The organism is Streptomyces celluloflavus (assembly GCA_000720995.1).
Taxonomy (GTDB): domain Bacteria; phylum Actinomycetota; class Actinomycetes; order Streptomycetales; family Streptomycetaceae; genus Streptomyces; species Streptomyces celluloflavus.
Genome location: JOEL01000049.1, coordinates 1 through 25,911, shown reverse-complemented (window position 1 = coordinate 25,911; position 25,911 = coordinate 1). Strand labels below are relative to the sequence as shown.

The 25,911-nt window shown below is 73.6% G+C and carries 17 protein-coding genes; 8 read left to right on the top strand and 9 right to left on the bottom strand.

Going from position 1 to position 25,911, the window contains the following annotated elements:
- Window positions 1-11 precede the first annotated feature (11 nt).
- Window positions 12-1,850, bottom strand: a complete 1,839-nt coding sequence (locus tag IH09_RS29905) for an alpha-L-fucosidase (RefSeq protein ID WP_052860650.1) — start codon at window positions 1,848-1,850, stop codon at window positions 12-14.
- Window positions 1,851-2,180: 330 nt separating this feature from the next.
- Between IH09_RS29905 and IH09_RS29900 the strand changes: the two genes are divergently transcribed.
- Window positions 2,181-3,728: an AMP-binding protein gene (locus IH09_RS29900; protein ID WP_052860649.1), complete on the top strand. Its 1,548-nt coding sequence runs from the start codon at window positions 2,181-2,183 to the stop codon at window positions 3,726-3,728.
- A gap of 131 nt (window positions 3,729-3,859) precedes the next feature.
- Here IH09_RS29900 and IH09_RS29895 read toward each other — a convergent pair whose 3' ends face one another.
- The 4 genes from IH09_RS29895 to IH09_RS29880 all read right to left on the bottom strand — a co-directional run bounded on the left by IH09_RS29895 (window position 3,860) and on the right by IH09_RS29880 (window position 12,038).
- A complete protein-coding gene (locus IH09_RS29895) occupies window positions 3,860-5,983 on the bottom strand; it encodes an alpha-galactosidase (RefSeq protein WP_052860648.1) in 2,124 nt (707 codons plus the stop codon).
- A gap of 44 nt (window positions 5,984-6,027) precedes the next feature.
- Window positions 6,028-8,367 carry a glycosyl hydrolase family 95 catalytic domain-containing protein gene (locus IH09_RS29890; RefSeq protein ID WP_052860647.1) on the bottom strand — a complete coding sequence of 780 codons (2,340 nt, stop codon included), beginning with the start codon at window positions 8,365-8,367 and terminating at the stop codon, window positions 6,028-6,030.
- 94 nt (window positions 8,368-8,461) lie between these two features.
- The gene (locus IH09_RS29885; RefSeq protein WP_052860646.1) at window positions 8,462-10,780 is read right to left on the bottom strand and encodes a glycosyl hydrolase family 95 catalytic domain-containing protein; all 2,319 of its coding nucleotides are present in this window, start codon (window positions 10,778-10,780) and stop codon (window positions 8,462-8,464) included.
- 310 nt (window positions 10,781-11,090) lie between these two features.
- Entirely contained in the window at window positions 11,091-12,038 is a 948-nt protein-coding gene (locus IH09_RS29880; RefSeq protein WP_052860645.1) for an aminoglycoside phosphotransferase family protein, read from the bottom strand.
- Window positions 12,039-12,235: 197 nt separating this feature from the next.
- Between IH09_RS29880 and IH09_RS29875 the strand changes: the two genes are divergently transcribed.
- The 6 genes from IH09_RS29875 to IH09_RS29850 all read left to right on the top strand — a co-directional run bounded on the left by IH09_RS29875 (window position 12,236) and on the right by IH09_RS29850 (window position 19,765).
- On the top strand, window positions 12,236-13,381 hold the full coding sequence (locus IH09_RS29875) for a CapA family protein (RefSeq protein WP_052860644.1): 1,146 nt from the start codon (window positions 12,236-12,238) through the stop codon (window positions 13,379-13,381).
- 98 nt (window positions 13,382-13,479) lie between these two features.
- Window positions 13,480-14,100 carry a TetR family transcriptional regulator gene (locus tag IH09_RS29870; protein ID WP_052860643.1) on the top strand — a complete coding sequence of 207 codons (621 nt, stop codon included), beginning with the start codon at window positions 13,480-13,482 and terminating at the stop codon, window positions 14,098-14,100.
- Window positions 14,101-14,346: 246 nt separating this feature from the next.
- Window positions 14,347-15,612 (top strand): cytochrome P450, encoded by a 1,266-nt coding sequence (locus tag IH09_RS29865; protein WP_240150644.1) that lies wholly within the window; start codon window positions 14,347-14,349, stop codon window positions 15,610-15,612.
- 93 nt (window positions 15,613-15,705) lie between these two features.
- Window positions 15,706-15,900 carry a ferredoxin gene (locus IH09_RS29860; protein WP_052860641.1) on the top strand — a complete coding sequence of 65 codons (195 nt, stop codon included), beginning with the start codon at window positions 15,706-15,708 and terminating at the stop codon, window positions 15,898-15,900.
- Window positions 15,897-17,267, top strand: a complete 1,371-nt coding sequence (locus IH09_RS29855) for an NAD(P)/FAD-dependent oxidoreductase (protein WP_052860640.1) — start codon at window positions 15,897-15,899, stop codon at window positions 17,265-17,267. Before IH09_RS29860 ends, IH09_RS29855 begins: the two co-directional genes overlap by 4 nt.
- 20 nt (window positions 17,268-17,287) lie before the next feature.
- A complete protein-coding gene (locus tag IH09_RS29850; RefSeq protein WP_052860639.1) occupies window positions 17,288-19,765 on the top strand; it encodes an excinuclease ABC subunit UvrA in 2,478 nt (825 codons plus the stop codon).
- Between the two features lie 76 nt (window positions 19,766-19,841).
- Here IH09_RS29850 and IH09_RS29845 read toward each other — a convergent pair whose 3' ends face one another.
- From IH09_RS29845 to IH09_RS29830, 4 genes are all read right to left on the bottom strand, one after another.
- Window positions 19,842-22,220, bottom strand: coding sequence for a GH92 family glycosyl hydrolase (locus tag IH09_RS29845; RefSeq protein WP_052860638.1), 2,379 nt, complete (start codon window positions 22,218-22,220; stop codon window positions 19,842-19,844).
- A 380-nt stretch (window positions 22,221-22,600) separates the two neighbouring features.
- The gene (locus tag IH09_RS29840) at window positions 22,601-23,059 is read right to left on the bottom strand and encodes an NUDIX hydrolase (protein WP_052860637.1); all 459 of its coding nucleotides are present in this window, start codon (window positions 23,057-23,059) and stop codon (window positions 22,601-22,603) included.
- Entirely contained in the window at window positions 23,059-24,312 is a 1,254-nt protein-coding gene (locus tag IH09_RS29835) for a DegT/DnrJ/EryC1/StrS family aminotransferase (RefSeq protein WP_052860636.1), read from the bottom strand. The genes IH09_RS29840 and IH09_RS29835 overlap by 1 nt, the downstream gene beginning before the upstream one ends.
- Window positions 24,309-25,310 (bottom strand): Gfo/Idh/MocA family protein, encoded by a 1,002-nt coding sequence (locus tag IH09_RS29830; RefSeq protein WP_052860635.1) that lies wholly within the window; start codon window positions 25,308-25,310, stop codon window positions 24,309-24,311. Before IH09_RS29830 ends, IH09_RS29835 begins: the two co-directional genes overlap by 4 nt.
- Window positions 25,311-25,515: 205 nt before the next feature.
- Here IH09_RS29830 and IH09_RS38095 point away from each other — a divergent pair, with 205 nt between their 5' ends.
- Entirely contained in the window at window positions 25,516-25,866 is a 351-nt protein-coding gene (locus IH09_RS38095) for a helix-turn-helix domain-containing protein (protein WP_110952665.1), read from the top strand.
- Window positions 25,867-25,911: the final 45 nt, after the last annotated feature.

Below are 25,911 nucleotides of genomic sequence, written 5' to 3'. Positions count from 1 at the left end.
ACGGTCCGCGGTCAGCCGGCGTACAGCTGACGCCGCGGCACGATCTGCTGGGACTGGCTCGGGCTCGACCAGAACAGCTTCATATACGCCTCGCCGGTCTGCTGGGTGTAGTCGATCCGGATGTCGTGCCGGTGCCCGGCCGTCAGGGTGACGGTCCCCTTGTCGGTCTGCGGGCCGTGCGGGGTGGCGCTGTCGATCACCAGCCTGCCGTCGATCCAGAGCCGGACGGTGTCGTCCGAGACGGTCGTGAGGGTGTACGTCTCGCTGAAGCGCGGCTGGATGCTGCCGGTCCAGCGGGTGCTGAAGTGTTCGGCGGGGATCGACGGGTCGGGCGAGCCGTCGAAGCGGTAGGACTTGTTCACGGTCGGATCGACGGTGGTCACCGCGGGCGGGCCGGTGAACGTGTCGTTGGCCCAGCTCCGTGCCGTCAGCCCCCGCCCGGTGCCGGGTGGCGCCGCCGCCGGGGGCTTGATGGTGAGCCGGATGACGCTCGCGACGGGGCCGGTGGCCGCGCCGGACGGGGTGAGGTCGAAGCCGTCGCCGGCCGGTGTGACCGTCACCCGTTGGCCGCTGCCCAGTACCCGGGCCGAGGTGATCGTGAAGGCTTCCCTGGCCGTCAGGTGCAGCGGCCGGCCGGCCGCGGGCCAGGCGGTCACGGACGCGTACAGGTCGTTGCCGCGCCGGGCGACCGCGCCCCAGGAGGGGGTCGCGACCAGCCCGGTGTACCCGGCCCCGTACACCGCGTCGCCCTGGCCGTGCGCGCGCAGCCACCGGCCGGCCTCGCGCAGCCGGTCCACGGACGGCTGCGGCACGCGGCCGCGCTTGTCCGGTCCGACGTTCAGCAGGTAGTTGCCGCCGCGGCTCGCGACGTCCAGGAGGTTGCGGACGATGGTCGCCGGAGACTTCCAGTGGGTGTCGTAGCGGGCGAACCCCCAGTGGTCGTTGAGCGTCATGCAGCTCTCCCACAGCTGCCCGTCGACCGGCGCCGCGGGAATCTCCTGCTCCGGGGTGCCGAAGTCGCCGTCGACCACACCGCGTTTGCCGACGCGGTTGTTGACGATCAGCTCCGGGTTCAGACCGTGCAGATACGTCTGGAGTTCGGCGCCGTCCTTGCGGGACCAGGTGTTGACGGGATCGACCGCGTCCCATTCGCCGTCGAACCAGAGCAGGGCCGGGTCGTAGTTGTCCACCAGCTCCTTGAGCTGGGCGTACATCCGCTTCTTGTAGCGCGGGAAGGTCGCCGGGTCGGCGAAGTCCGGGTCGTGCCAGTCCCAGATCGAGTAGTAGAAGCCGAGTTTGATCCCGGCGGCGTCGGCGGCCCGCTTCAGCTCGGCGAGGATGTCGCGGTGCGGATCGAAGGCGGAGTGGTCACGCAGATTCCAGGAGTTCTGCTTCGTCGGCCACATCGCGTAGCCGTCGTGGTGCTTGGAGGTGATGACGATATAGCGCTGGCCGGCGTCCTTGGCGGCCCGGACGATCGCCTGGGCATCGAAATCGGCCGGGTTGAAGGTGGCGGCCTGCTTCTCGTAGGCATCGTTCGGGATCTTGCATTCGCGCTTGATCCACTCGGCGTCGCGGCAGACCGTGCCGTCGGGCCGGGTGTACTCGCCCTCCAGGTTCGAGTACGCGCCGAAGTGGATGAACATCCCGAAGCGGTCCTGCCGCCACCAGGATGTGCGGTCGGCGGTGAAGGGATCGTCGGTCGCGTGGTTGGTGCCCGGCCCCGTGGCGGGCCGCGGCGCGGGCTTCGCCGCGGCCGCGGGCCCGCCGGTGGTCAGCAGCAGGGCGCTGAGCAGTCCCAGCACTCCCAGCAGCTGGGGTGGTCTCGAGCGGCTGTGCCATCGCAGCATGCGCGTGCTCCTTCGGTCCGTCGGTCACGTCCGTGCCTCCCGTGCACCCCGCATGGTGCAGGCGCACCCGCCCGTACCGGAAGACCTCGGACGCGATAAACATCGGAGCACCTGCCGCGTATCTTCCGTAACGGAGGCCGAAGTTGGGGGAGTCGGGGGAGTTGAGGTGGTCAGACCTCGGATCTCAGGGGAGGGCGGGGCGGGTGGCCGAGAAGCGCGCCCGGCCGGGGCGCGGCGGGTGTCCGGTCCGTGCCGGTGCCGCCGCGGCGCTCTTCAAAGGGGGCCCGGATACCTGTTCAATGGGCGCGGCCGTACCCCAGGGGAGGCACCATGGACACCGTCCGACCACCCGCCATCCGCTCGGCCGGGCACGCGCGCGGCTATCCCGAATTCCTCGACCGCGCCGCGCGGATCGCCACCGGTCTGCGGGACCTGGGCGTCGGGCCGGGCGACCGGATCGCCCTCGTACTGCGCAACGAGCCCGCCCATCTGGAGATCACCGCCGCGGCCGCCCTCCTCGGCGCCGCGGCGGTGCCCGTCAACTGGCATTTCCGGCAAGACGAGTTACGCCATGTGCTCACCGACAGCGGCAGCACGGTCGTCTTCGCGCACACCGACCTGCTGGCCGCGGTGATGGCCGCACTCCCCGACGGCGTACGGGTCATCGAGGCGCCCGTCCCCGCCGGGGTCGCCGCCGCCTGCGGGATCGCCGCACCGCCCGCCACCGGGGCGCATCCCCTCCTGGACCGCTGGCTGGCCGGGTACCCGCCGCTGACCTCGGCGGCCGGTGAACGGCCGTCCACCGTCATCTACAGCTCCGGAACGACCGGACGCCCCAAGGGAGTTCTGCGCGCACCGGTCGCCTCCGAGCAACTGACCGAAACGGTGCGGTCGTTCCTGGAGCACTTCGCCATCGCCCCCGGCGGGCGGACGCTCATCCCCGCACCGCTCTACCACGCCGCGCCCAGCGGGCACGCCGCCCTCGCGCTCGCCGCCGGACTGGACATCACGCTGATGCCGCGCTTCGACGCCGAGGAGTTCCTGCGGCTGATCGAACGCCACCGCATCGAGCAGACCCAGGTCGTGCCCACGATGTTCGTCCGGCTGCTGCGGCTGCCCGGGGAGGTGCGCGAGCGCTACGACCTGTCCTCGCTCACCTCGGTCGTGCACGCCGCCGCGCCCTGTCCGCCGCATATCAAACAAGCCATGATCGACTGGCTGGGACCGATCGTCCGGGAGTACTACGGCGGCAGCGAGACCGGCGCGGTGACCTGGTGCGACAGCGCGGCCTGGCTCGCCCACCCGGGCACCGTCGGACGGGCCGAAGGGACCTGCGCGGTAGCGGTCCTCGGCCCCGGCGGGCGGGTCCTGCCGGCCGGGGAGACCGGCGAGGTCTACCTCCGGCCCGATGACAACTGGCCGCGGTTCACCTATCTCGGCAACCCCGCCGCACGCACCGCGATGGAGACACCGGGCCTGCCCGGATACGTCACCCTCGGCGATATCGGCCATCTCGACGCGGACGGCTACCTCTACCTCAGCGACCGCCGCAACGACATGGTGATCTCCGGCGGCGTCAACATCTATCCGGCGGAGATCGAGGGCGCGCTGCTCGCCCTCGACGGCGTACGGGACGCGGCGGTCTTCGGCATCCCCGACGAGGAGTACGGCGAGGTGCTCGCCGCACACATCCAGACCGAACCGGGCGTACACCTCGGCGCCGAGGAGGTACGCGCCCATGTCGCGGCGCGCCTCGCCGGACACAAGGTGCCCAGGGCCGTGGTCTTCGAGGAACGGCTGCCGCGCGACGAGTCCGGCAAGCTCTTCAAACGGCGGCTGCGGGACCCGTACTGGGCCGGCCGCGACCGCGCGATCTGAGCCACCCCGCCGCCGGACCGCACCACGGCCGGCGGCGGCCCGGCGCGCGCCGCGTCACCCGTACGCCCGCATCCGGAAGCCGACCGGCCCGGCGGCACCCCGCGTCGACGGTCACGGACGCAGCGCCCGGCTCACCGCGGACCGTCCGCCACCCGCACCGCCTCCAGCAGGACCAGCCGCTCCGGAAAGAGCGTCGGCGCCCGTACCCCCGCCTCGGCCAGTACCCGGCCGGAGAGCGTCACCCCCCGCTCCCACCAGGGCGGCGGCGCGGTGAACGGCCCCTCGGGGCGGTCGCCCGGCGGGAGCGGCAGTACGCGGTACTCGTCCTCGGGCGGGAGACCCGGCAACCGGACCCGGCCCGCCGGGGAGTGCACGCCCGTCGCGGTCTGCACGAGGGCGAACACCGCCCGCGCGCCGTCGGCGGCCACCACGCCGTGTACCCACAGCGCCGGATCGGGGTGGTCGGCGCGGACCACCGTCCCGGTGTGCAGCAGCGGCCGCAGCGCGCGGTACAGCGCCACCCACTCGGCCAGCCGCGCCCGCTCCGCCGCGCTCGCGGCCGTCAGGTCCCACTCGATCCCGAAGTGCCCGAACAGCGCCGTGCCCGCGCGGAAGTCGAGGCTGTGAGTGCGTCCCGTCGTATGGGAGAGCGGCGCCCCGACGTGCGCGCCGAGCAGTTCGGGCGGCAGCAGCAGCCCCGTCCAGCGCTGGATCCGCTGGCGCTCCAGCGCGTCGATGCAGTCGCTGGTCCACACCCGGTCGGTGCGCTCCAGTATCCCGAGGTCCACCCGGCCGCCGCCCGAGGAGCAGGACTCGATCTCCAGGTGCGGGTGCCGGGCGCGCAGCGCGTCCATCAGCCGGTAGACGGCCGCGGTCTGACGGTGCGCCGGGGCGTCCACCAGATCGCGGTTGTGGTCCCACTTGAGGTAGTCGATACGGTCCGCGCGCAGCAGGGCGTCCAGGCGGCCGAGGACGTACCTGTACGCGTCCGGGCGGGCCAGATCGAGGACCTGCTGATGGCGGGCGGCGGGCGGCGTCCTGGCGGGGGTGGCGGCCAGGATCCAGTCGGGGTGCGCACGGGCCAGCCCGGAGTCCGGGCTGATCATCTCCGGCTCCACCCACAGGCCGAACCGCATCCCCAGCCCGTGCACGGTCTCGATCAGCGGCGACAGCCCGGCCGGCCACACCCGCTCGTCCATATACCAGTCGCCGAGCCCGGCCCGGTCGTCCCGCCGCCCCCGGAACCACCCGTCGTCCAGTACGAACCGCTCCGCGCCCGCCTCGGCCGCCACCCGCGCCAGCCGCTCCAGCGTCGCCGGGTCCTGGTCGAAGTAGACGGCCTCCCAGGTGTTGAGGGTGACCGGGCGCGGGGAGACCGGGTGCCGCGCGCGGGCCCGCAGGTGGCGGTGGAAGCGGCCGGACAGCTCGTCCAGGCCGTGCCGCCCGTAGGAGCCGTGGAGCCAAGGCGAGGTGTACGAGTCCCCGGGGGCGAGCCGGATCTCGCCGGGCAGCAGGAGTTCGCCGCCGGCCAGTACGGCATGGCCCGCCGGGGTGCGTTCGGCGAGCGAGCGGTGGTTGCCGCTCCACGCCACATGCAGCCCCCACACCTCGCCGGACCGGAAGCCGAAGCCCGGCTCACCGGCGATCTGCAGCAGCGTCGCGTCACTGCCGGTGCGCCCGCGCCGGTTCTCCCGCAGATGGGTGCCGAGGGTGAACGCGTGCCGCTGCGGGGCGCGTTCGCGCAGATGCCGGCCGGTCAGGTCGAGGATCTCGGTGGCCTGCGGCGGGACCGGCAGCGCCGGCGTCAGCTCGCCGAGGTGGTACGGACCGGGCCCGGTGTTGGTGACCTCGGCGCGCAGCCGCACCAGCCCGGCATCGGTGAGTTCGATCTCCAGCGTGAGCGTGAGTCCGACGTCCGCGTCCGCCGCCTCGACCCGCAGCCGACGCTGCCCGGCCACCACGGAACGGCCGCGCACCGTGAACGCGGGCGCGGCCGCGCAACTGTCGCGGTGGCCGCTCAGCCCCGGGGTGCCGGGCCAGCCCGCCGACGCCTGCGGCAGCACGCTCAGCGCGAACGGCTCGTCCAGGTCACCGGCGACGGCCGGCGCGGCCTCGGCGGCGACGAGTGCGGCGAGCCGGCCGGGCGACAGCTCGCCGAGGTCCGCGCCCCAGTGCGGGACGCGCGGCAGACCGGTACCGGACAGATCCAGCACCAGACTCGTACCGGCGGCCCGGAAGTGCAGCAGATCGGCCATGGGGGATCCCTTCGTGGCGGGCGTACCGGGCCCGGCGGCGCCGCTCACGCGGGCAGCCCCCAGCGCGGCGCCGGTTCGTTCGGCGCGACCGGCGCGATCCGCATCGGCGGCCGGTCGCCGCGCGCGGTGACCACCGCCGTACCGCCCTTGTCCAGCGCGATCCGGACCGTGCCGGCCGCCACCTCCTCGTACGGCAACGGGCGGCCCCGTCCGTCCCGCACCTCGACCGGGCCGGCCGGCAGCGAATGCCGCAGGACGCAGGGCGCGCCCGCCTCGCTGCGCAGCCGGACCCAGCGGGTGCGGCCGTCCTCGCGGGCGGCGCCGAGCAGGAACGCGCCCTGGGTGCGGAAGTCGTGCACCGTCACCGACCGCCACGCCCGCGGCAGCGCCGGGAACACCCGGATCACCCCGCCCCAGCTCTGGCACACCATGTCGTGCAGCGACTGCGCCGCGGACAGCGGTGTCTCGATGACCGGCCCCGACTCCTGGTACATCGTGTTCGGCCGGATGAAGCGCGTCAGCAGCTCGCCCAGGTACCCCAGCGCCTCCTCGCCCCGGCCCATCTGCGCCGCGATGGAGGCCGCGCCGGTGAAGGTGTAGCCCTGCAAGGCGCCCTCGAAGCCCACCCAGTGGCGCAACGACCGCTCGATCAGGTCCCGTTGGGCGGGCTGCTCCCAGTTCACCTCGTACAGCGGATAGACCGCGAGGAGATGTGAGTAGTGCCGGTGGGACTTGGCGAACGGGACCCCGGCGCCGATCATGAAGCCGTTGCCGTCCACCGGGTACGGTGCCAGCCTGGCCAGCACCTCGCGCCAGCGGCCGGCCGACGGGTCGCGCACGCCCAGGGTGTCGGCCGCGTCCAGCAGGGTGGCACAGCCCCAGCGCAGCAGCATCAGGTCGTAGTTGCAGTCGGGGGCGTTCACGCCGTACTCGGGGGAGAAGGTCGCGGGCAGATGCAGCCTGCCGTCGGGGCCGGGCTCCAGGAAGTGCAGATAGTAGGCGACGGCCCGGCGCAGCAGCGGGAAGAGGACCTCGCGCAGCACCCGCCGGTCCATGGTGTGACGGTAGGTCAGCCAGACGTTGTGCAGCGCCCAGGTGAGGTTGCCGACCTCCGGTGTCGGCGGGTCCTGGCCCGGTATGCCGACCGCGTAGCCGCCGTTCGCCGCGTCACCGCCGTTGCGCAGCCGGGTGTCGGTGGTGCGCGCAATGCCCGCCGAGTCCTTGCGGTACGGGGCGTCCAACTGGTCCGACAGCCCGTCCCGGAACTCGCCGAGCGCCCGGGTCACCGCGTCGAGTTCGAGATGGTTGGCGCCGTGGATCAGCCAGTACTCCAGCTGCACGTTGAGGTTCCACCAGGTCGCGGGCCACGGCGTCGGCTCCAGCCAGGGGCCGCAGGTCGCCATGACCGGTGCGTCGGCGCGGGCCGCGGCGGCCACCTTGTAGAGCTGGATCCAGTAGAAGCGCTGGAGCCTGGCGTCCGGGAAGGACAGGAAACCGCGCCGGTAGTAGGCGTGCCACCAGGCGCGGTGACCGGGGGCCACCGCCCCGTACGGCAGCGCGGCCACCGTGCGTACGGAGCGCAGGGCGCGGCCGAGGGCGGTGGTGGCGGGGTGCGAATGCGCGACGGCCGCGTACAGCGTGCGGGCACCGCCCCGGTCCGTCCGCTCGCGCCAGGCCGTCACATGCTGCCCGCCCGCCAGCAGCGGCTGGACCGCGGCCCGCACCCCGCCGTGGTCGGCGACCTGCGCCGGCGGATTGGCGGTGTACCCCGCGGGCAGCGGTTTGAAGGCGGCGCGGGGGCTGATCGCCTCGGCCGGATGGAAGACCCAGCGGAAGGCGCGCTCACCCGCGCTCGGCCGGACCTCGACCGCCAGCACGGAACGGGAGTTGTGGACATGGGCGCGCAGCTCCAGGGTGCCCCGGTCGGTGGTCAGGGTGCCGGTCAGCTCGGCGTCGCGCAGCCGCAGCCGCCAGTCGACGCCGGTGATCGTGCCGGCCGGTTCGAGGGTGAAATGGCCGACCGGTAGCCGGGCGAGACCGAAGAGGGAGCCGAACTCCAGCCGGTGGTCCTGGACTTCGCTGTGCTGGACGGTGAAACGGATGGCGTTGGCGTCCGGTTCCGCGTAGATCCCCGACCCGAGGAGGGCGTTGCCGAGGAAGGGGCCCTCGTACCAGGTCTTCGGCAGCCGCTGCCACACCAGGTCCGCGTCGGCGAGGACGGTCACCCAGGGGTCGGCGTCCGCCGAGTGGGCCGGGGGTGCGGCGGCCGCGTCGGGCGCGGCCGCGACGAGTCCGGCGGTACCCGCCGCACCGGCGGCCAGCGCGGCGGCGCCGAGGACGCTCCGCCGGGACGGGGACGGAGCGGGGGAGGCGGAGCCGGTCATCGGAACTCTCCATCGGCGCGGGGGACGGGGGAGGCAGGAGCGGCGGAGGCGAGACGGCGGCAGCAGGTGCACGGGAGGGGCGGCCGGGGCGGGGTCACGGCAGGCCCCAGGGCCGGGCCGGGCCCGTGGCCGGCACCTCGCGCGGACCGGCATCCGGGTCGGTGCCCCGCGGCGCGACGAACGCCGTACCGCCGCGCGGCAGGCCGACGGCGATCCGGCCCGGCCCGGCGGAGCGCCACGGCAGCGGCCGGCCCCGGCCGTCGGACACCGTGCACGCGCCCTCGATACCGTGCTCCAGCACCAGCGGCGCACCCGCCTCGCTGTGCACCCGTACCCAGCGGGTCCGCCCCGCGGACCGGTCGGCGTCCACCAGGAACGCGCCCTGTGTGCGCAGCGACGCGAAGGAGACATCGGGCCACCGGCGGGAGACCGAGGGAAAGACCTTCAGTACCCCGCCGTGCCCCTGGAGCACCATGTCGAGCATCGACTGCACCCCCGTCAGCGGGCTCTCCAGCGCGAAGTTCTTCCCCTCCCGGTACATCGTGTTCTCGGTCAGCTGACAGTCCGCGGCGGTGTTCCGGTCGGTGAAATACGTCAGCAGGTCCAGCGCCTGCTCCGGCGCGCCCATCACCGACGACATCGAGGAGGACACGGCGTAGCTGTAGCCGTGCCAGCTGTCGCGCATCCCGGCCCAGTGCGCGAAGCTCCGGCGCATCAGGTCCCGGTCGGCGGGCCGGTCCCAGACCCGTTCGCGCAGCGGGTACAGCCACAGCAGATGCGAGTGGTGGCGGTGCGAGGCGGCGAGCGGGACGTCCGCGCCGATCAGCACACCGTCGGCCGGATCCTGTGCGTAGGGGACCAGGCGGGTGGCGATCTCCCGCCGGCGCCCGGCGCGCGGGTCCGCGATCCGCAGGGTGCGCGCCGCGTCGAGCAGGGTGCGGGCCGCCCAGCGGATGAGGGAGAGGTCGTAGGTGCAGTCGGCGGCGTCGGCGTACTCGGGGGAACGGGTGGTGGGCAGGTGCAGACGGCCGTCGCCGCCCTCGTGCAGGAAGTGGTCGTAGAAGTTCAGCGCCCTGGCGAGGACGGGGAAGAGCACATCGCGCAGGATCGCGCGGTCCATGGTGTGGCGGTACGCCAGCCAGACGTTGTGCAGGCCCCAGGTCAGATTGCCGAAGTTGTCGGAGATCCGGCCGGAGCCCGGTACGCCCACGTTCCACTCCCCGGCCCGCAGCTGCCAGTCGGAGGGATGGCCGAGTGCGTAGCTCTGCCCGTCGCGGTAGGCGGGTGGTACGGAGAGCGGCAGGTTCGCCTCGAAGCGGCGGAACGCGGCGGTCACCGAGTCGAGTTCGAGGTGGTTCGTGCCGAGGTAGCCGGTGGAGGCGATCTGGACGTTGAGGTTCCACCACAGCCCGGTCCAGTTGTTGCCGGTCTCCGGGAACCACGGACCCCACTCCGACAGCGCGGGACCGTCGGCGCGGGTGGCCGAGCCGAGCTTGTAGAGCTGGATCAGGTAGAAGCTCTGGAGCCGCTTGTCCGGCACCGACAGCAGACTGCGCCGGTAGTAGGCGTGCCACCAGGCGCGGTGCTCGGCGACCAGCCGGTCCGGGTCGGCGGCGAGGGTCGCGGCGACCGCCCGGACGGCCTCCCGCGTCGTCGCGGCCGGGTCGCCGGGGGAGCGGTAGACGAGATGGGCGGCGAGCAGCCGGTCGGAGCCGACCCGGCGCTCGCGCCAGGCGGTGCTCCAGCCGCCGCCGGCCAGCAGTGGCTGCTCGACGACCCGGGTGGCGTCCGTGGTGGCGGTGCGGGGGTCGGGGTTGGGGGTGTAGTCGGCCGGTCTGCCGGAGGTGCGGGTGGTCGCCGCGGTCAGCCAGGTGAACGACCAGGCCGCGCCGGACTCGCCCGCGCTCGGCCGCGTCGAGAGCAGCAGCGCGGAACGGGCGGTGTGCACCAGCGCGGCGAGGCGGACACTGCCGCGGGTGGTGGTGACGGTGCCGCGCAGCTCCGCGTCCCACAGGTCCAGTGACCAGTCCACGGCGGTGACGGTCCCGGCGAGGGTGAGCGTGAAGTACCCGATGGGCAGCCGCGAGTAGCCGATCCCGGCCCGCCATTGGCCGCGCTGGTCCTGGACCTCGGTATGGCTGAGCATCACCTTCAGGGTGTTGGGCGTGGGGCCCGCGTAGATCTGGCAGCCGAGCCGCCCGTCGGCGAGGAACGGCGCCTGCTGCCAGCCGTCCGGCAGCCTGCGCCACGTCATGGCGGCGGCGCGGACGGCGGATTCGTACGGGTCCGGGTGCGGGGCCGCGGTGGTGCCCCGGCCGGTGGCGGCCCAGGTGGCGCCGGATCCGGCGGCCCAGGCGCCGGCGGTGCCGGCGACCGCCGCACCGGTGAAAGCTCTTCGCGAGAGATCGGTCATGGCGGCGCCTCCGGGTCTCGTCCCTGAACTCCCCCCGCATAGTGCAGGCAGCCCCGGGGTTCCGGAAGACCTCCGGCACCACAAACATCGGATGAACTCACGCCAACAGGGCGAGGGGGATGCCTAATTGGCGGCCGTTGCGCCTCCTTCAGGCGGATACCTCGGATGTCAAGAGGGTGGGTGTCCGATACAGGGCGCGGCCCGGGTCAGCCCTGCCACAGCCGGGCGAGGACCTCGTTCACCACGTCGGGACGCTCCTGGTGCGGGGCGGGGCGGTCCGCCGAGCCGCCCCGGCTCCCACCCCCGCCGGTCAGTATCCGGCCAGCTCCGCGAGCACCCGCGCCCGCGCCAACTCCCCTGCCCCGGCCTCGGGATCGTCCGTGTCCGCGTACCACAGTGCGCTCTCCACGCCCCGCGCCACCGACCAGGCCAGCAGCCGCGCCGGATCCTCGTCCAGCACCTCGGCGACCAGCGCGTAGCGGTCGCGGAGCACCGGCCGCGGGTCCGGGTGCGCGAACGGGTCGTCGATCTGCATCAGCAGCGGCCACGGGTCGTACGCCGGGTCGCCGGCCATCGGTTTGGGGTCGATCGCCAGCCACGGCAGGCGCTCGGCCGCCAGCACATTGCCGGGGTTGAAGTCGCCGTGCACCACGACCTCGCGGGCGGCCGTCGCCGGGAGGGTGCGCAGCAGGTCCGCGCCGAGCGCGACCAGCCCCGGATCGTAGCCGGGCCGCAGCCGGATCATCCGCTCCTGGAGCACATCGGCCCACTCGGCGCACACCAGATCCACCCGCTCCAGCTCGCCCTCCGGCGGCGCGGGCGCGGCCCACAGGTCGCGCAGCAGACCGGCGGCGAGCGCCAGCCGCTCGGCGGGCGGCAGCGGGTGGCCGGTGAGCGGGGTGCCCGGTGTGCACCGTTCGATCAGCAGCGCGCCGCGCTCGCGGTCCCAGCGGTGCAGCCGTACGGCGCCCGCGCCGTCCCAGGCGCGCAGTCCGGGTGCCTCCCCCTCGGCCTCGCGGTGCGGCCAGGTCACCTTGAGCACCGCGGGCGAGCCGTCGGGCCGTTCGCACGGCGCCACCCAGGAGCAACTGCCGCCGTGGAACGGGGCGCCGAGCCGCAGCTCCCACCGCTCCTCGACCTCCCGGACGATCCCCGGCAGCCGGTCGAGCCAGGCCCGCCCGGACGGGGACCGCCCCAGCTGTGCGACCACGGGCAGTTGGGCGGGGAAGCGGTCTTCGTCGTGCGGGGTGCGGGCCATCGGGGCAGCGTAGCGACGGGCCGCCGGGGCTGCGGCGCCGGGCCCGGCGGCGGGTACGGGGACGGCCGGGCGCGCGGCGATGTGCCGGGGCCGCGGCGGCCGGACCCCCGGCCCGCGCAGGGCCGTACGAGGGGATCGTCCCGGACACCGCCGCGAGATCGCTCTTCATACGTATGACTGCTGGTAAGTGTTCGGGCATGAGCGCGTACCCCCGCTGTGCGGCCCTCGCCGTGCTCGCCGCACTCGCCGTGGCCTGCGGCGGCCCGCACCTCGCCCCGCCGCCCCCGGCGCCCAGGCCGCGCGGCAACGCGGGCGCCCCCGTGTCCCGTGTCGCCCACCAGCGGCCGTTCACCCTGGTCGCCTCCGGGGACATCATCGCGTCGCACCCCGCCGTACTCCGCACGGCACATGACGACGTACCGGACCAGGACGCCGAGTACGACTACCGGCCGATCCTGGCGGGCGTGCGGCCGGTGATCTCCGCCGCGGATCTCGCACTGTGCCAGCTGGAGACCCCGATCGGCCCGCTGTCCGGACCGTTCACCGCCCAGGCGCCGCCGCAGCTCGCCACCGCCCTCAAGGCGACCGGCTTCGACTCCTGCGCCACCGCCTCCGAACACGCCCTGGACCGCGGCGTCCCCGGCGTACGCCACACCCTGAAGGTCCTGGAGACGGTCGGGCTGCGGCACGCCGGCTCGGCCCGCAGCGCCGCCGAGGGCGCCCGCCCCGCGCTGCTGCGGACCCACGGTGCGCGGGTGGCCCAGCTCTCGTACACCTATGGCACCGGCGGCGCGCAGCGCCCGGCGGCCGCCCCGTGGACGGTGAACCTCCTCGACGAGCAGAAGATCATCGCGGACGCGCGGGCGGCCCGCCGGGCCGGTGCCGATGTCGTGGTGGTCAGCCCGCACTGGGGCACCGAGTACCGGACCGCCCCCAACGAGCAGCAGATCAGGCTCGCCCACGCGCTGACCGCCTCACAGACCGACGGCCGCCCCGATATCGACCTGGTCATCGGCGCCCATGCGCACACCCCGCAGCCGTACGAGAAGGTCAACGGCACCTGGGTCGTCTACGGTCTGGGCGACCAGCTCTCCGGCGCCATGCGGAAACCGCAGGGCAACTGGGGCACCATCGCCCGCTTCCGGTTCGTCCCGCCCGACGAGGAGGGCGAACGCTGGCAGGTCACCGAGGCCGAGTACTTCCCGCAACTCGTCGTGCAGCGGCCGAAGGTGCGGGTGGTCGATCTCACCAGGACCCGCGGCCACGCCGACGTCCGCAAGAAGATCAAGAAGGCGGTCCTCAGCCGGGGCGCCGCGGCGGACGGGCTGACGATGGGGAGATGACCACGGGCCCGGCCGGTGCGCGCGTATGCCCGGCCGCCCCGGTGTGAAACCCTGGTGACGCACCACGGCGACCAGGCCAGGGAAGGGACCGGAGGGCAGTGAGCGAGAGTGCGGCCGTCCGGCCCCGGAACCCGCGCGGCCAGGGCGAGCGCCTGCGGGCCGACCTCCTGCGGGCCACCGAGCGGCTTCTGGAGGAGGTCGGCAGCGAGGACGCCCTGTCGCTGCGCGCGGTGGCCCGCGAGGCCGGTGTCGCCGCCCCGAGCATCTACCGGCACTTCGCCGACAAGACCGAACTGGTCTGGGCGACCCTGGAGGTCAGCTTCGAGCGGCTGGCGCAGGCGATGACGCAGGCCGCCGCGCGGGCCGACGCCGACGACCCGGTGGAGCGGCTCCGCGCCCAGCTGCGCGCCTACTGCCGCTACGCCGTCGCGCACCCGGCCACCTACCGCCTGCTCTACGAGACCCGGCAGACCCCGGTCGGCCCCGACCGGCTGTCCGGGCACCCGGCCCGGCTGCTCGTGCACAGCTGGTCCGATGCGCTGGCGGCCTGCGAGGCGGCCGGCTGGCGGGTGCGCGGCACCCGGACCGAGGCGCCGGGCATGCTGTGGTCGTCGGTGCACGGCCGGGTCATGCTCTGGCAGGTCATGCCGAGCCGCAAGGACGCCAGCCGGCTGGACCGGTTCGTGGACGAGATCCTGTTTCTGCTCCTTGAGCGCTGAGCGCTGAGCGCTGAGCGCTGAGCGCTGAGCGCTGAGCGCTGAGCGCCGGGCCCCGGACGCCGAGCCCCGGGTGCCGTCGGCTCCGGCCCGCTCCCTGCCCCGCCGTCACCCACCGGCGCACTGAAGCAACGTCATTTCCCGTACCCCGACCCGTTTAGGTGGTCGATACATGTGTAAGTTTACAAGCGTTAGGCGAACGTCCGACCCATGGCGCACGCCCCTGCCGGTGTGCGCGCGAGGAGCGTGATGAGCGAAATGACCCGTCCCACCGCCGCGGCACCGCTGCCCGTCCGGCCCCCGAGCGGCTGCCCCGCAGGTCCGCCCCCGCACGCGGACCTGCTCGACCGGGGCGACCCGCACACCGCGTTCGGCGTGCTGCGCACCACGGAGCCGATCTCCAAGGTCTCCCTCGCGGACGGGAGCTGGGCCTGGCTGGCCACCCGCTACGCCGACATCCGGGCGATTCTCGGCGACACCCGCTTCAGCTCCGACCCCACCGTCCCCGGCTACCCGCTCAGTGGTATGACCGGCGGCGGCAACACCGACAACCGGGGGTTCATCCGCCGGGACCCGCCCGAGCACACCCGGCTGCGCCGGATGGTCACCCGGGAGTTCATGGTCAAGCGCGTCGAGGCGCTGCGCCCGCGGATCCAGCGCCTCACGGATGACCTGTGCGACGCGATGGAGCGGACCCGGGAGCGGACGGACGGGCCGGTGGACCTCGTCGAGGCGCTCGCACTGCCCGTCCCGTCGCTGGTCATCAGCCTGCTGCTGGGCGTCCCCTACGACGACCACGAGACCTTCCAGCGGCTCACCGGCACCCTGCTCGCCCGCGCCGTGCCCGACGCCGAGCGGGCGGCGGCCCGCGGCGAACTCCGCGACTATCTGGACCGGTTGGTCACCGCCAAGGGGGCGGCGCCCGGCGACGACATCCTCGGCCGGCTGATCACCGAACAGCAGCGGACCGGCGAGATCACCCACGACGATGTGACCGCCTTCGCCGCGCTGCTGCTGATCGCCGGGCACGAGACCACCGCCAACATGATCGGCCTCAGCGCCCTCACCCTGATGCGCGACCCGGAGGCCGCCGACCGGCTCCGCCGGGACCCCGCCCTGATCCGGGGCGCCGTCGAGGAGTTGCTGCGCTTCCACAGCATCATCCGCAACGGACCGCGCCGGGCCGCCACCGCCGATATCGAGATCGACGGGCACCTCATCCGGGCCGGTGAGGGCGTCGTGGTGGCCGTCGCCTCCGCCAACCGCGACGACCGCGTCTTCGCCGACGCCGACCGGTTCGACCCCGGCCGCCCCAACGCCCAGCACCATGTCGCGTTCGGCTACGGCATCCACCAGTGCCTGGGCCAGGCGCTCGCCCGTGTCGAACTCCAGGTGGTCATCGATACGTTGCTGCGCCGGTTCCCCGCGATGCGGCCCGCCGTACCGGTCGAGGAGATTCCGTTCCGTACCGATATGTCGATCTATGGCTGTCACGCGCTGCCCGTCACCTGGTGACATGGGCACACACCGGCGTCACCTCGTGACGCCGGGCGGCTCACCCGTACCCCGGTTACCTTTCCACCTCACCTCCGACGGGAGCTTTCCGCCATGAAGATCACTCTTGACGCCGACGCGTGCTGCGGCGCCGGCCAGTGCGTACTGATCGCGCCCGAGGTCTTCGACCAGCGCGACGAGGACGGCGTGGTCGTCCTCCTCGACGCCGAACCGCCCGCCGAGCGGCACGACGCGGTCCGCGAGGCGGCCGCCATCTGCCCGGCCGCCGTCATCGGGATCCACGCATGACCGCCCGGCCCATCGCTGTCGTCGGCGCCGCCGCGGCCGGGCTCGCCGCCGTCGAGGCGCTGCGCCGCTTCGGCTGGCGCGGCCCGCTGACCCTCATCGGCGACGAACCCCATCTGCCCTACGACCGGCCGCCGTTGTCCAAGCAGCTGCTGCACGGCGTCTGGGAGTCCGAGCGGCTGCTGCTGCGCACCACCGAGCAGCTCGACCCGCTCGGCCTGGACCTGCGGCTCGGCACCCGGGCGACCGGCCTCGACACGGCCACCCGCACCCTCACGCTCGACAGCGGCGAGCGGCTCGACTGTGCCGGGGTGATCATCGCGACCGGTGTCGTGGCCCGCACCCTGCCCGGCGCCGACCGGATCGCCGGGGTGCACACCCTGCGTACCCTCGACGACGCGCTGGCCCTGCGCGCCCGGCTGGCGGGCCCCGGCCGGCGGCTGGTGGTCGTCGGCAACGGCGTACTCGGCTGCGAAGCCGCCGCGGTGGCACGGGAGTTGGGCCATGACGTCACCCTCGTCGGCCGCGGCCCGGTGCCGATGGCCCGGACCGTCGGCGCCGAGGTCGGCGCACTGCTCGCCGAGGAACACCGCGCGCGGGGCGTACGGCTGGTCACCGGCGCCGTGGACGGATTCGAGACGACGTCCGCAGAGGGGGCAGCGGCGGCGGAAGGGGCGGCGGCCGGGACCGGCGACGCACCGGGCGGACCGGCGGTCACCGCCGTGCGGCTGACCGACGGCACCCGGCTGCCCGCCGACACCGTGCTGCTCGCCATCGGTTCCGAGCCCGCCGTCGGCTGGCTGCGCGGCGACCCGGCGCTGGACACCACCGACGGGCTGCGCTGCGACGCGTACTGCGCCGCCGCCCCCGGCATCTACGCCGCGGGCGACGTGGCCCGCTGGGACCATCCGGCGCACGGCCTGCCGCTCCGCTTCGAGCACCGGCTGAACGCCACCGAGCAGGGCATGGCCGCCGCCCGCAACCTGCTGGCCGAACTGGCCGAGGAGACCCGGGCGGCCGCCGGGACCGACCCGGCCACGGACACCGCGGCGACCACCACCGCGGACGAGGCCCCCGCGCCCGCCCAGGAGCGCCGCCCCTTCGCCCCCGTGCCGTACTTCTGGTCCGACCAGTACGACATCAAGATCCAGGCGTACGGGCTGACCGACGGCGCCGACCAGGTCGAGACCACCGTCCTGGACCGGGCCGAGCGCCGTACCGTCGCCCTCTTCGGCCGGGGCGGCACCGCCGTCGGCGTGCTGGCCGCCGGGCTCCCGCCCCGCCAGCTGCGGGCCCTGCGCGCGGTCGTCGCCACCCCCGTCCCGTGGGAGGAGGCGCGCGCCACGGTCCGTGCCGTCACCACCGGCTGACCGTGCCCGATCATGGAGGGATGACCGACTCGTACGTACGGGTGCGCGGAGCCCGTGAGCACAACCTCCGCACGATCGATGTGGACATCCCGAGGGACGCGCTGGTCGCGTTCACCGGGGTGTCCGGATCGGGCAAATCCTCCCTCGCCTTCGGCACGCTCTACGCCGAGGCGCAGCGCCGCTACTTCGAGTCGGTGGCCCCGTACGCCCGCCGCCTGATCCACCAGGTCGGCGCCCCCAAGGTCGAGGACATCACCGGTCTGCCGCCCGCCGTCGCACTGGAGCAGCGGCGCTCCGCGCCCACCGCACGCTCCTCGGTCGGCACCGTCACCACCCTCTCCAACTTCCTGCGCATGCTGTTCTCGCGGGCCGGCGACTATCCGGCGGACGCGCCCGAACGGCTCGACTCGGACGCGTTCTCGCCCAACACCGCCGCCGGCGCCTGCCCCGAATGCCACGGCCTGGGCCGGGTCCACCGGGTCACCGAGGACTCCCTCGTCCCCGACCCGGCGCGCTCCATCCGCGACGGCGCCGTCGCGGCCTGGCCCGGCGCCTGGCAGGGCAAGAACCTCCGCGACATCCTCGCCACCCTCGGCCACGACATCGACCGCCCCTGGCGCGAGCTGCCGCGGGCCGACCGCGAGTGGATCCTGTTCACCGACGAACAGCCCGTCGTCACCGTCGAGCCGGTCCGCGCCGCCGGCCGCATCCAACGCCCCTACCAGGGGCAGTACATGAGCGCCCGGCGCTATGTGCTGCACACCTTCGCCGACTCCAAGAGCGAGACGCTGCGCAAGCGCGTACGGGGCTTCCTCGTCGCCGAACCGTGCCCGGTCTGCGCCGGGCGGCGGCTCCGCCCCGAGGCACTGGCCGTCACCTTCGAGGGCCACGACATCGCCACCCTCGCCGGTCTGCCGCTGAGCGCCCTCGCCGGTCTGCTGCGCCCCACGGCCGGGCGCCCCGACGACGGGGTGGCCCCGACGCTCGCCCGGGACCTGGTGGCCCGCATCGAGGTGCTCACCGAACTGGGCCTGGGCTACCTCAGCATGGACCGGCCCTCGCCCACCCTCTCCGCGGGCGAGCTCCAGCGGCTGCGGCTCGCCACCCAGCTGCGGTCCGGCCTCTTCGGCGTCGTCTACGTCCTGGACGAGCCGTCCGCCGGACTCCACCCGGCCGATACGCGCTCGCTGCTCACGGTGCTGGGCCGACTCAAGGAGGCCGGCAACTCGCTGTTCGTCGTGGAGCACGACATGGACGTGGTGCGGCGCGCCGACTGGATCGTGGACGTCGGCCCGCGGGCCGGGGAGCACGGCGGCCAGGTGCTGCACAGCGGCCCGGTCGCCGCCCTCGCGGACGTCCCGGCCTCCGCCACCCGCCGGTTCCTCTTCGCCGCCGAACCGCCCGCCGACCGGACGCCGCGCCGCCCGTCGGGCACGCTGGCCCTGTACGGCGTCACCCTGCACAATCTGCGCGGTCTGGACGCCGTCTTCCCGCTCGGCGTCTTCACCGCCGTCACCGGCGTCTCCGGATCGGGCAAATCGACGCTGGTCACCCGCGTCCTGGCCGAGGCCGTGCGGGAGCACCTCGGCACCACGGCCGAGGAACGGACCGCGGAATCCGGCCCGGACGCCGACGCGGACACCGGGGCCGACGCCGGTCCTACGGCACGGGCCCAGCTCACCGGCGCCCGGGGCCTGGCGGCGGTCGACCGGCTGGTACGGGTCGACCAGAAGCCGATCGGCCGCACCCCGCGCTCCAACCTCGCCACCTACACCGGGCTGTTCGACGCCGTCCGCAAGGTCTTCGCCGCCACCGACGCGGCCCGTGCCCGCGGCTACTCGGCGGGCCGGTTCTCGTTCAATGTCGCCGGCGGCCGCTGCGAGACCTGCCGGGGAGAGGGCTTTGTCGCCGTTGAACTCCTCTTCCTGCCCGGTACGTACGTGCCCTGCACCGACTGCCACGGTGCCCGCTACCGCCCCGAGACGCTGGAGATCACCTACCGGGACCGGACCGTCGCCGACGTGCTGGCGATGACCGTCGACACCGCCGCCGGCTTCCTCGCCGACCTCCCCGCGGCCGCCCGCAGCCTGCGCACCCTCCAGGACGTGGGCCTGGGCTATCTGCGGCTCGGCCAGCCGGCGACCGAACTCTCCGGCGGCGAGGCACAGCGCATCAAACTGGCCACCGAACTCCAGCGGACCCGCCGCGGCCACACCCTCTACCTCCTCGACGAGCCCACCACCGGACTGCACCCCGCCGACACCGAGGTGCTGCTGCGCCAGCTGCACGGACTGGTGGACGCGGGCCACACCGTGGTCGTCGTGGAGCACGACATGGGGGTGGCCGCGGGCGCGGACCACGTCATCGACCTGGGACCGGGCGGCGGCGCGGACGGCGGCCGGATCGTCGCCGCGGGAACCCCGGCCGAGGTCGCGGCCGCGCCGCACAGCCGCACCGCGCCCTACCTGGCCCGGCGCCTGTCCGGTACGGAGGCGTGAGGCCGGACCCGGGGCGGCCCCGGAAGGGTGGACCGGCACCGCGTCGGTACGGTGCCGGTCCCGGCGGGTGGTGTGCTCAGCTCCGGCCGTCGGGCCGCGGGTGTGCCGAGCGGCCCACCGGCGGTGGCGCGGCGCCGTCGCCGGTGCCCCAGGCGGACGGTTCCGGGCCCACCGAGAAGGCCAGTTCGCGGGCCGTGCGGAGATCGGCGGTGGTCAGATAGGTCCGGTCGTGCGCGGCGCCGCCCAGGCGGACCGACTGCACATAGCGGTCGGTGGCCGAGGTGCCGGGCGCCGTGACGGTGAAGTGGCCCGCCGGGTAGTAGCGCCGGTCCAGGGTCAGGTCGACCCGGTCGAAGACCGGAGTGCTCAGTCCCCAGGTGCCGGTGCCCGGCTGCACGGGGAACACCCCGATCGAGGAGAGCACCATCCACGCCGACATGGTCCCCAGATCGTCGTTGCCAGTCATCCCGGCCGGGGTGTCGGTGAAGAGCGTCAGCGCCGCGTGCACCACATCCGTCGTCTTCCAGGGCCGGCCGGTGGAGAGATAGGTGTACGGCGAGATGAGGTCGGGCTCGTTCTGCGGGTTGTACTTGTCCGCGTTGTCGTAGTCGTACGGCCCGTTGACCCATACCTGGCGGGCGGTCCGCCCCGGGTCCTGGAGCAGCTCGGGGTAGGCGAAGAAGGAGTCCAGGCGCCGGTCGGCGGCCGCCTTGCCGCCGATCAGGTCCAGCATCCCCGGCAGGTCCTGCGGGACCAGCCACTGGTACTGCCAGGCGGTGCCTTCGTGGAACCCCTCGCTCCGGGCCGGGTCGGCGGGCCCGGTGAAGGCGCCGTGCTCGTCACGGGCCCGGAAGAACCCCGTCGAGGGGTCGAAGATGCTGCGGTAGTTGCGGGCCCGCGCCGCGTACCGGTCGGCGTCCGCGCGGTGGCCCAGATCGCGCGCCATCTGGGCCAGCATCGCGTCCGACAGGGCGTATTCGAGGGTCGCCGAAGCGCCGTGGTCGAAGTCGGAATCGCCGGGCTTGGAGTGCGTGCGGCCCTTGATGTACGGGGCGAACCCACCCGCCAGGTACTCCGCGTTGGCCTCCCGGCCCACGGCGGGGGAGGCGGCGGGCGGCACCCCGTCGGCGTTCTTGCGCAGCGCCGCGTACGCCTCCTCCTCGTGGCCGGTCAGCAGCCCCTGCTGATAGGCGTTGGTGAGGTACGGCGTGACCGGATCGCCGGTCATGATGTTCGTTTCGACCGTTCCGTAGCCCCACTTGGGCAGCCAGCCGCTCTCCTTGCCGATCCGCAGCACCGACAGCGCCATGTCCCGGGACTCGCGCGGCGCCAGCAGCGCCAGCAGCGGTGCCTGGGTGCGGTAGGTGTCCCACAGGGACCAGTTCTGGTAGTAGGTGAACCCCCGGGCGCGGTGTGTGCGCTTGTCCCACCCGGTGTAGCGGCCGTCCACGTCGCTGCCGGTGTTCGGCGCGAGGAAGGACCGGTAGAGCGAGGAGTAGAAGGTCCGGCGCAGGGTGGTGTCGCCGCCCGTCGCCCGCACCACGCCCAGCCGCCGCTCCCAGGCGGCGTCGGCCGCGGTCTTCGTCGCGTCGAAGGAACGGCCGCCCTCGGCCCGCAGATTGCGGGCCGCACCCGCCGCGTCCACGTAGCTGAGGGCAGTGGTGGCCTCGACGGTACGGTGCGCGCGGGTGTCGAAGCGGACATACGCACCGTGCCGGCCGCTGGCGGTGGAGCTCCGGGCGCCGGGCGTCACCGTGTCGCCGTCCCAGATCCCGTAGGACGCGAACGGCCGGTCGAAGCGGGTGAGGGTGTGCACGGTGTACGGCTCGGTGTCCTGGCAGAAGCCGCGGCCGGTGAGGGTGGTGCGAACGGTGCGCGAGTCCAGCACCTCGACCCGGGTGGTGACCGTCTTGTGCAGCGACTGGCCCGCGTTGAGCAGCACATTGGCCTTGTCGGTGGCCGGGAAGGTGTAACGCTGCTTGCCGGTACGGGCGGTGGCGGTCAGCTCCGCGGTGATCCCGCCGTACGAGGACAGGCCGACGCGGTAGTAGCCGGGGCGGGCGGACTCGTCGTCGTGGCGGTAGGCGGCCGCGTACTTCGCGTAGTCGGTCTCGGTGATGTCGCCCGTGGTGGGCAGCACGGGCAGATCGCCGCCCAGCCCGCAGCCGACGCCGGACAGATGCACCGAGCCGAAACCGCGGATGTGGTCGTCGTCGTAGTCGTAGCCGGTGTTGTGACCGGTGTCGGGGGAGAGCTGCACCATCCCGAAGGGGACGGCGGCGCCGGGAAAGGTGTTGCCTTCGTGCTGACTGCCGATGAACGGGTTGACCAGGTCGGTGAGCGGGCCGGCCGGCTGCGCGGCCCGCGCGCCGGGGACGCCGAGCGCACCCCCGAGGAGCACGGCCGCCAGCACCGCCCCCGCGGTACGCAGCCGGATACGACGGAGCCATGGCATGGTCGGGACCTCCGGAGACTCATCGCTGAGCGGACGGCCGACCGGGCGGCGGATGCGCCCCGGCCGATCGACAACGTTGTCAGACGGGTGATTCATTCTTGACGCTTGTCCGGTGCGCGTCAAGACCACGGGAGGGTGAGTGGGGGTGTGGGGTGCCGTCGTTTCCGGAGGCAGGGATCGAGCGCATCCGGCATGCGGGGAACAGGGCGATCGACTCAGGTCTGATGGAGGGTGGGGCCGGGACGACGTATCACTTCACTCAGGAAGGGAAGGTGCTGTCGGTCGCGGTCGGCAGGAGCGGGCTGCTGCTCCGCACGCCGTCGGGCCCCGGCCGCACCACCTCCGAGGAGGGGCGGTCGGGACCCGGGTGGCCCGGCCGGTCAGGCTGCCTGGCTGCGCCAGGTGCCGAGGACGGCCTGAACGGCGCTGGAGACCTGGTCCTGCCGGCTTCGGTCGGCCCACAGATGGGCGTCGTGCTCGGTGAGCTTCACCGTTTCGCCGGCCTCGTCGACCGTGGCGGTGAAGTTGAACTGCCGGGTCTCGCGCCCGCCGGCGGAGCGGTAGTCGAAGTGGCCGAGATAGCTGCCGACGGCCGCGACGGTCAGCCCGGTCTCCTCGGCGACCTCGCGCCGCAGGGCCTCGGTCAGGCTCTCACCGTCGTCGACACCGCCGGAGGGCAACTCCCACAGGCCGCCGAGGTATTCGTCGGCGGCGCGGTGCAGCAGCAGCACCTTCCCGGCCCCGTCCGTGATGATGGCACCGACGACCAGCTTGTCGATGCCATCGCCTTCAGCGGCGCGGGTCAGGTCTTCGAGAAGGGCGGCATCGACGGTTGACATCACAGCAAGTCCTTGTGGTGGGCGGCGACTTTGGCGATGGCCTCGGTATAGGCGTCGACGAGGGGGATGTCCTCCTCGCGGTGCCACACCGGCAGCTTGAGGGTTGTGGCGTGCACGTGCTCGGCGGCGGGGAAGTCCCCAGGCGCGGGGCCCCGGCGTTCAGCGTAGCCGGGCAGCAGGGCCCCGGGGTGCCGGAAGAGGGCGTGAGAGGTGAGGGGGCGGGTGGATCCTGGCCGGTCCGCCTCGACAGCGCCTTCGGCGTGTACCGCGTCGAGGAACCGCCGGAGCGGGAGCCCTTCGAATTCCGCCGGTTCGTACCGCAGCGGCAGCGCGTACCAGGACGGCCCGGCCGAGGCGGACACATGCGGCACGCGGACACCGGGCACCTCGTCCAGGGCCGCGCACATCCGTGCCGCGATGGCCCGGCGCCCGGCCAGGTAGCCGTCCAGCCGGGGGAGCTGGGAGTGCGCGAGGGCGGCGGCCAGCGGGTGGATACGCAGTTTCAGGCCCATGCCGGTGACGGCGAACCGGGCGAGCGGATGGGAGGCGGGGATCTCGCGGCGGCACCGCTTGTTGTACTGGCCGTGCAGCAGCACCCGGTAGTACAGCTCGCTGTCGTCCGTGGCGACGACCCCGCCTTCGCCGGCGGACAGCGGCTTGGGGCCATTGAGGCTGAACGCGGAGGCGGCACCGAATGTGCCGGTGCGCCGGCCGTTCCAGGTGGCGCCGTGCGCGTGAGAGCCGTCCTCCAGCAGCATCAGACCGTGCTCGTGGGCGAAGGAGACCAGCGCATCCATGTCCTCGGGCAGCCCCCACAGATGCACGGCCACCACGGCCTTCGTGCGGGCCGTGATCCGGCGGGCGGCGTCGTCGAGGTCGAGCTGTCCGCCGTCGTCGACGTCGGCGAGGACCGGGCGGGCGCCGAGGTGGAACAGGGGCGTGGCAGTCGCATGGAAGGTGAGCGCGGGCACGATCACCTCGTCCCCCGGACCGATGCCGGCCGCGGTGTACAGGGAATGCAGCGCGGCGGTGCCGGTGCAGGTCGTCACGGTGTGCCGGACGCCGAGGTACGAGGCGAGCGCGTCCTCCAGCTCGGCGACGATGCCGGAGCGGTCCGGGATCGAGACGGCCGTCTCCAACTGGGCGGCGACCGCACGGCGGTCGGCCTCCTCGATCGGCGGCCACGCGAAGTGCGGGCCCGGGACGGTGAGGGCGGGGGCGCCGCCGAGCAGGGCGAGCGGTGAGTCGTTCATACCAGGAACTCCTTCGGGTCCACCGGGCGGTTGGCGGCCTGTGAGGCATAGGCGGCGGCCAGGAACGCGGCGTGCGGCAGGTGCGCGGCCGGGCCCGACGGGTTGGGGCTGGTGCCGTCCAGGACGCGGCAGAAATGGTCGATCTGCGTGGCGGGCGCGCACGGCCAGGCCGGTTCGCGCACCAGCGACTCGATCACCTGCCCGGCCGGGTCCAGACGCCGCAGGGTGCCGCGCTCGACGGTCACGGTGCCGTGCGGACCGGTGACGGCCAGGCGCTCGGTCCTGGGACCTGCCGAGCGGGACACCAGCAGCGAGCCGTACAGGCCCGAGTCGTAGGCGAGATGGACCAGTGCGGTGTCCTCGGCGTCGTAGTCCGCACCCGGTGCGGCGGCGGCCGAGGTGTCGGCCAGGATGCGGTCGGGCAGTCCGAGGTACCAGATGAGCAGGTCGATCAGGTGGTAGCCCATGTCGGCCAGGCATCCGCCTCCGGCGAGGTCGGCCCGGCCACGCCAGCCGGCGGCCGGGTCGGGGCAGTGGAAGGTGTACCGGCCTTCGACCAGGTACGGGGTGCCGATCTGTGCCAACAGCCCGGCTGCGGCGGCGTAGAGGGGGTGAAGGCGGCGCTGGACGGTGACCATCAGCTCGATCCCCGTCTTCGCGCACAGAGAGGCCAGCTCGGCGGCCTCGTGCGGGTCGGTGGCGAACGGCTTCTCCTTCATCACGTGCGTCCCCGCCCTGGCGCAGACCTCGATGACCTCCCGGCCGACGTGATGCGGCACCGCGGCAATGACGAAGTCCGGCCGCACCTCCTCCAGCAGGCGCGTCAGATCGGCGAAGCCGGGCACCTGGTGCGCCTTCGCGGTGGCTTCGGTCCGGTCCGCGTCGACGTCGCACACGGCGACGAGCTCGGCGAGCCGGCAGTCGGCCAGAGCGGGAAGGTGGTCTTTGTGGGCTTGACTGCCCAGTCCCACCACGGCGGCCCTCTTGGTCACACTCATTGCTCACACCTCTTCGACTGCGAGGCGGCGACCCGCCGACTGCGGACCGCCTGCGCTTCGAGGACACCGCGCCCGCCACCTGCGCGGCAGGGGCGCCGGCGGCGAACGCAAAGCCGCTTGCATCCGGTGCAAACCACCTGTCCCGCCCCGGTGGGCGCCGCTACGGTGAGAGGCGGCGCGCCTCTCGGCTACGAGCGGGGACGGTATGGATGCGGTCGGAGCGCGGGCGGTGCCTGCGGTGAACGTGACTCCCGGTGAGCTGGTCCGCAGTGCGCGCAAGGAACAGCGGCTGACGCTGGCCCAGCTCGGGGCGGTGACCGGCTACTCGGCGGCCCAGGTCTCGCGATACGAGCGGGGCGTCTCGCCGCTGACGGACGTGGTGGTACTGCGGCGCTTTGCAGACGCGCTCGGCATCGCGCCCCAGGCGCTCGGTCTGACCCCTCAGCCAGACGTTCGACATGGGCGCGTGATCGGGCCGACCGCCGCCTACCCCCGTCTTCCCGGCCCTAGTACTGCAACGACACTCCGTGATGCCCTCTGCGTTGGTAATGGCTGATGCGGGCTCGTGCTTGGGTCTTTCTTCGCCATAGTGACCATGCGA

Bases quoted from the DNA above. Each gene is read 5' to 3' on its own strand.
- IH09_RS29905 (WP_052860650.1), bottom strand. From the start codon at position 1,850: ATGCTGCGATGGCACAGCCGCTCGAGACCACCCCAGCTGCTGGGAGTG.
- IH09_RS29900 (WP_052860649.1), top strand. From the start codon at position 2,181: ATGGACACCGTCCGACCACCCGCCATCCGCTCGGCCGGGCACGCGCGC.
- IH09_RS29895 (WP_052860648.1), bottom strand. From the start codon at position 5,983: ATGGCCGATCTGCTGCACTTCCGGGCCGCCGGTACGAGTCTGGTGCTG.
- IH09_RS29890 (WP_052860647.1), bottom strand. From the start codon at position 8,367: ATGACCGGCTCCGCCTCCCCCGCTCCGTCCCCGTCCCGGCGGAGCGTC.
- IH09_RS29885 (WP_052860646.1), bottom strand. From the start codon at position 10,780: ATGACCGATCTCTCGCGAAGAGCTTTCACCGGTGCGGCGGTCGCCGGC.
- IH09_RS29880 (WP_052860645.1), bottom strand. From the start codon at position 12,038: ATGGCCCGCACCCCGCACGACGAAGACCGCTTCCCCGCCCAACTGCCC.
- IH09_RS29875 (WP_052860644.1), top strand. From the start codon at position 12,236: ATGAGCGCGTACCCCCGCTGTGCGGCCCTCGCCGTGCTCGCCGCACTC.
- IH09_RS29865 (WP_240150644.1), top strand. From the start codon at position 14,347: ATGAGCGAAATGACCCGTCCCACCGCCGCGGCACCGCTGCCCGTCCGG.
- IH09_RS29860 (WP_052860641.1), top strand. From the start codon at position 15,706: ATGAAGATCACTCTTGACGCCGACGCGTGCTGCGGCGCCGGCCAGTGC.
- IH09_RS29855 (WP_052860640.1), top strand. From the start codon at position 15,897: ATGACCGCCCGGCCCATCGCTGTCGTCGGCGCCGCCGCGGCCGGGCTC.
- IH09_RS29850 (WP_052860639.1), top strand. From the start codon at position 17,288: ATGACCGACTCGTACGTACGGGTGCGCGGAGCCCGTGAGCACAACCTC.
- IH09_RS29845 (WP_052860638.1), bottom strand. From the start codon at position 22,220: ATGCCATGGCTCCGTCGTATCCGGCTGCGTACCGCGGGGGCGGTGCTG.
- IH09_RS29840 (WP_052860637.1), bottom strand. From the start codon at position 23,059: ATGTCAACCGTCGATGCCGCCCTTCTCGAAGACCTGACCCGCGCCGCT.
- IH09_RS29835 (WP_052860636.1), bottom strand. From the start codon at position 24,312: ATGAACGACTCACCGCTCGCCCTGCTCGGCGGCGCCCCCGCCCTCACC.
- IH09_RS29830 (WP_052860635.1), bottom strand. From the start codon at position 25,310: ATGAGTGTGACCAAGAGGGCCGCCGTGGTGGGACTGGGCAGTCAAGCC.
- IH09_RS38095 (WP_110952665.1), top strand. From the start codon at position 25,516: ATGGATGCGGTCGGAGCGCGGGCGGTGCCTGCGGTGAACGTGACTCCC.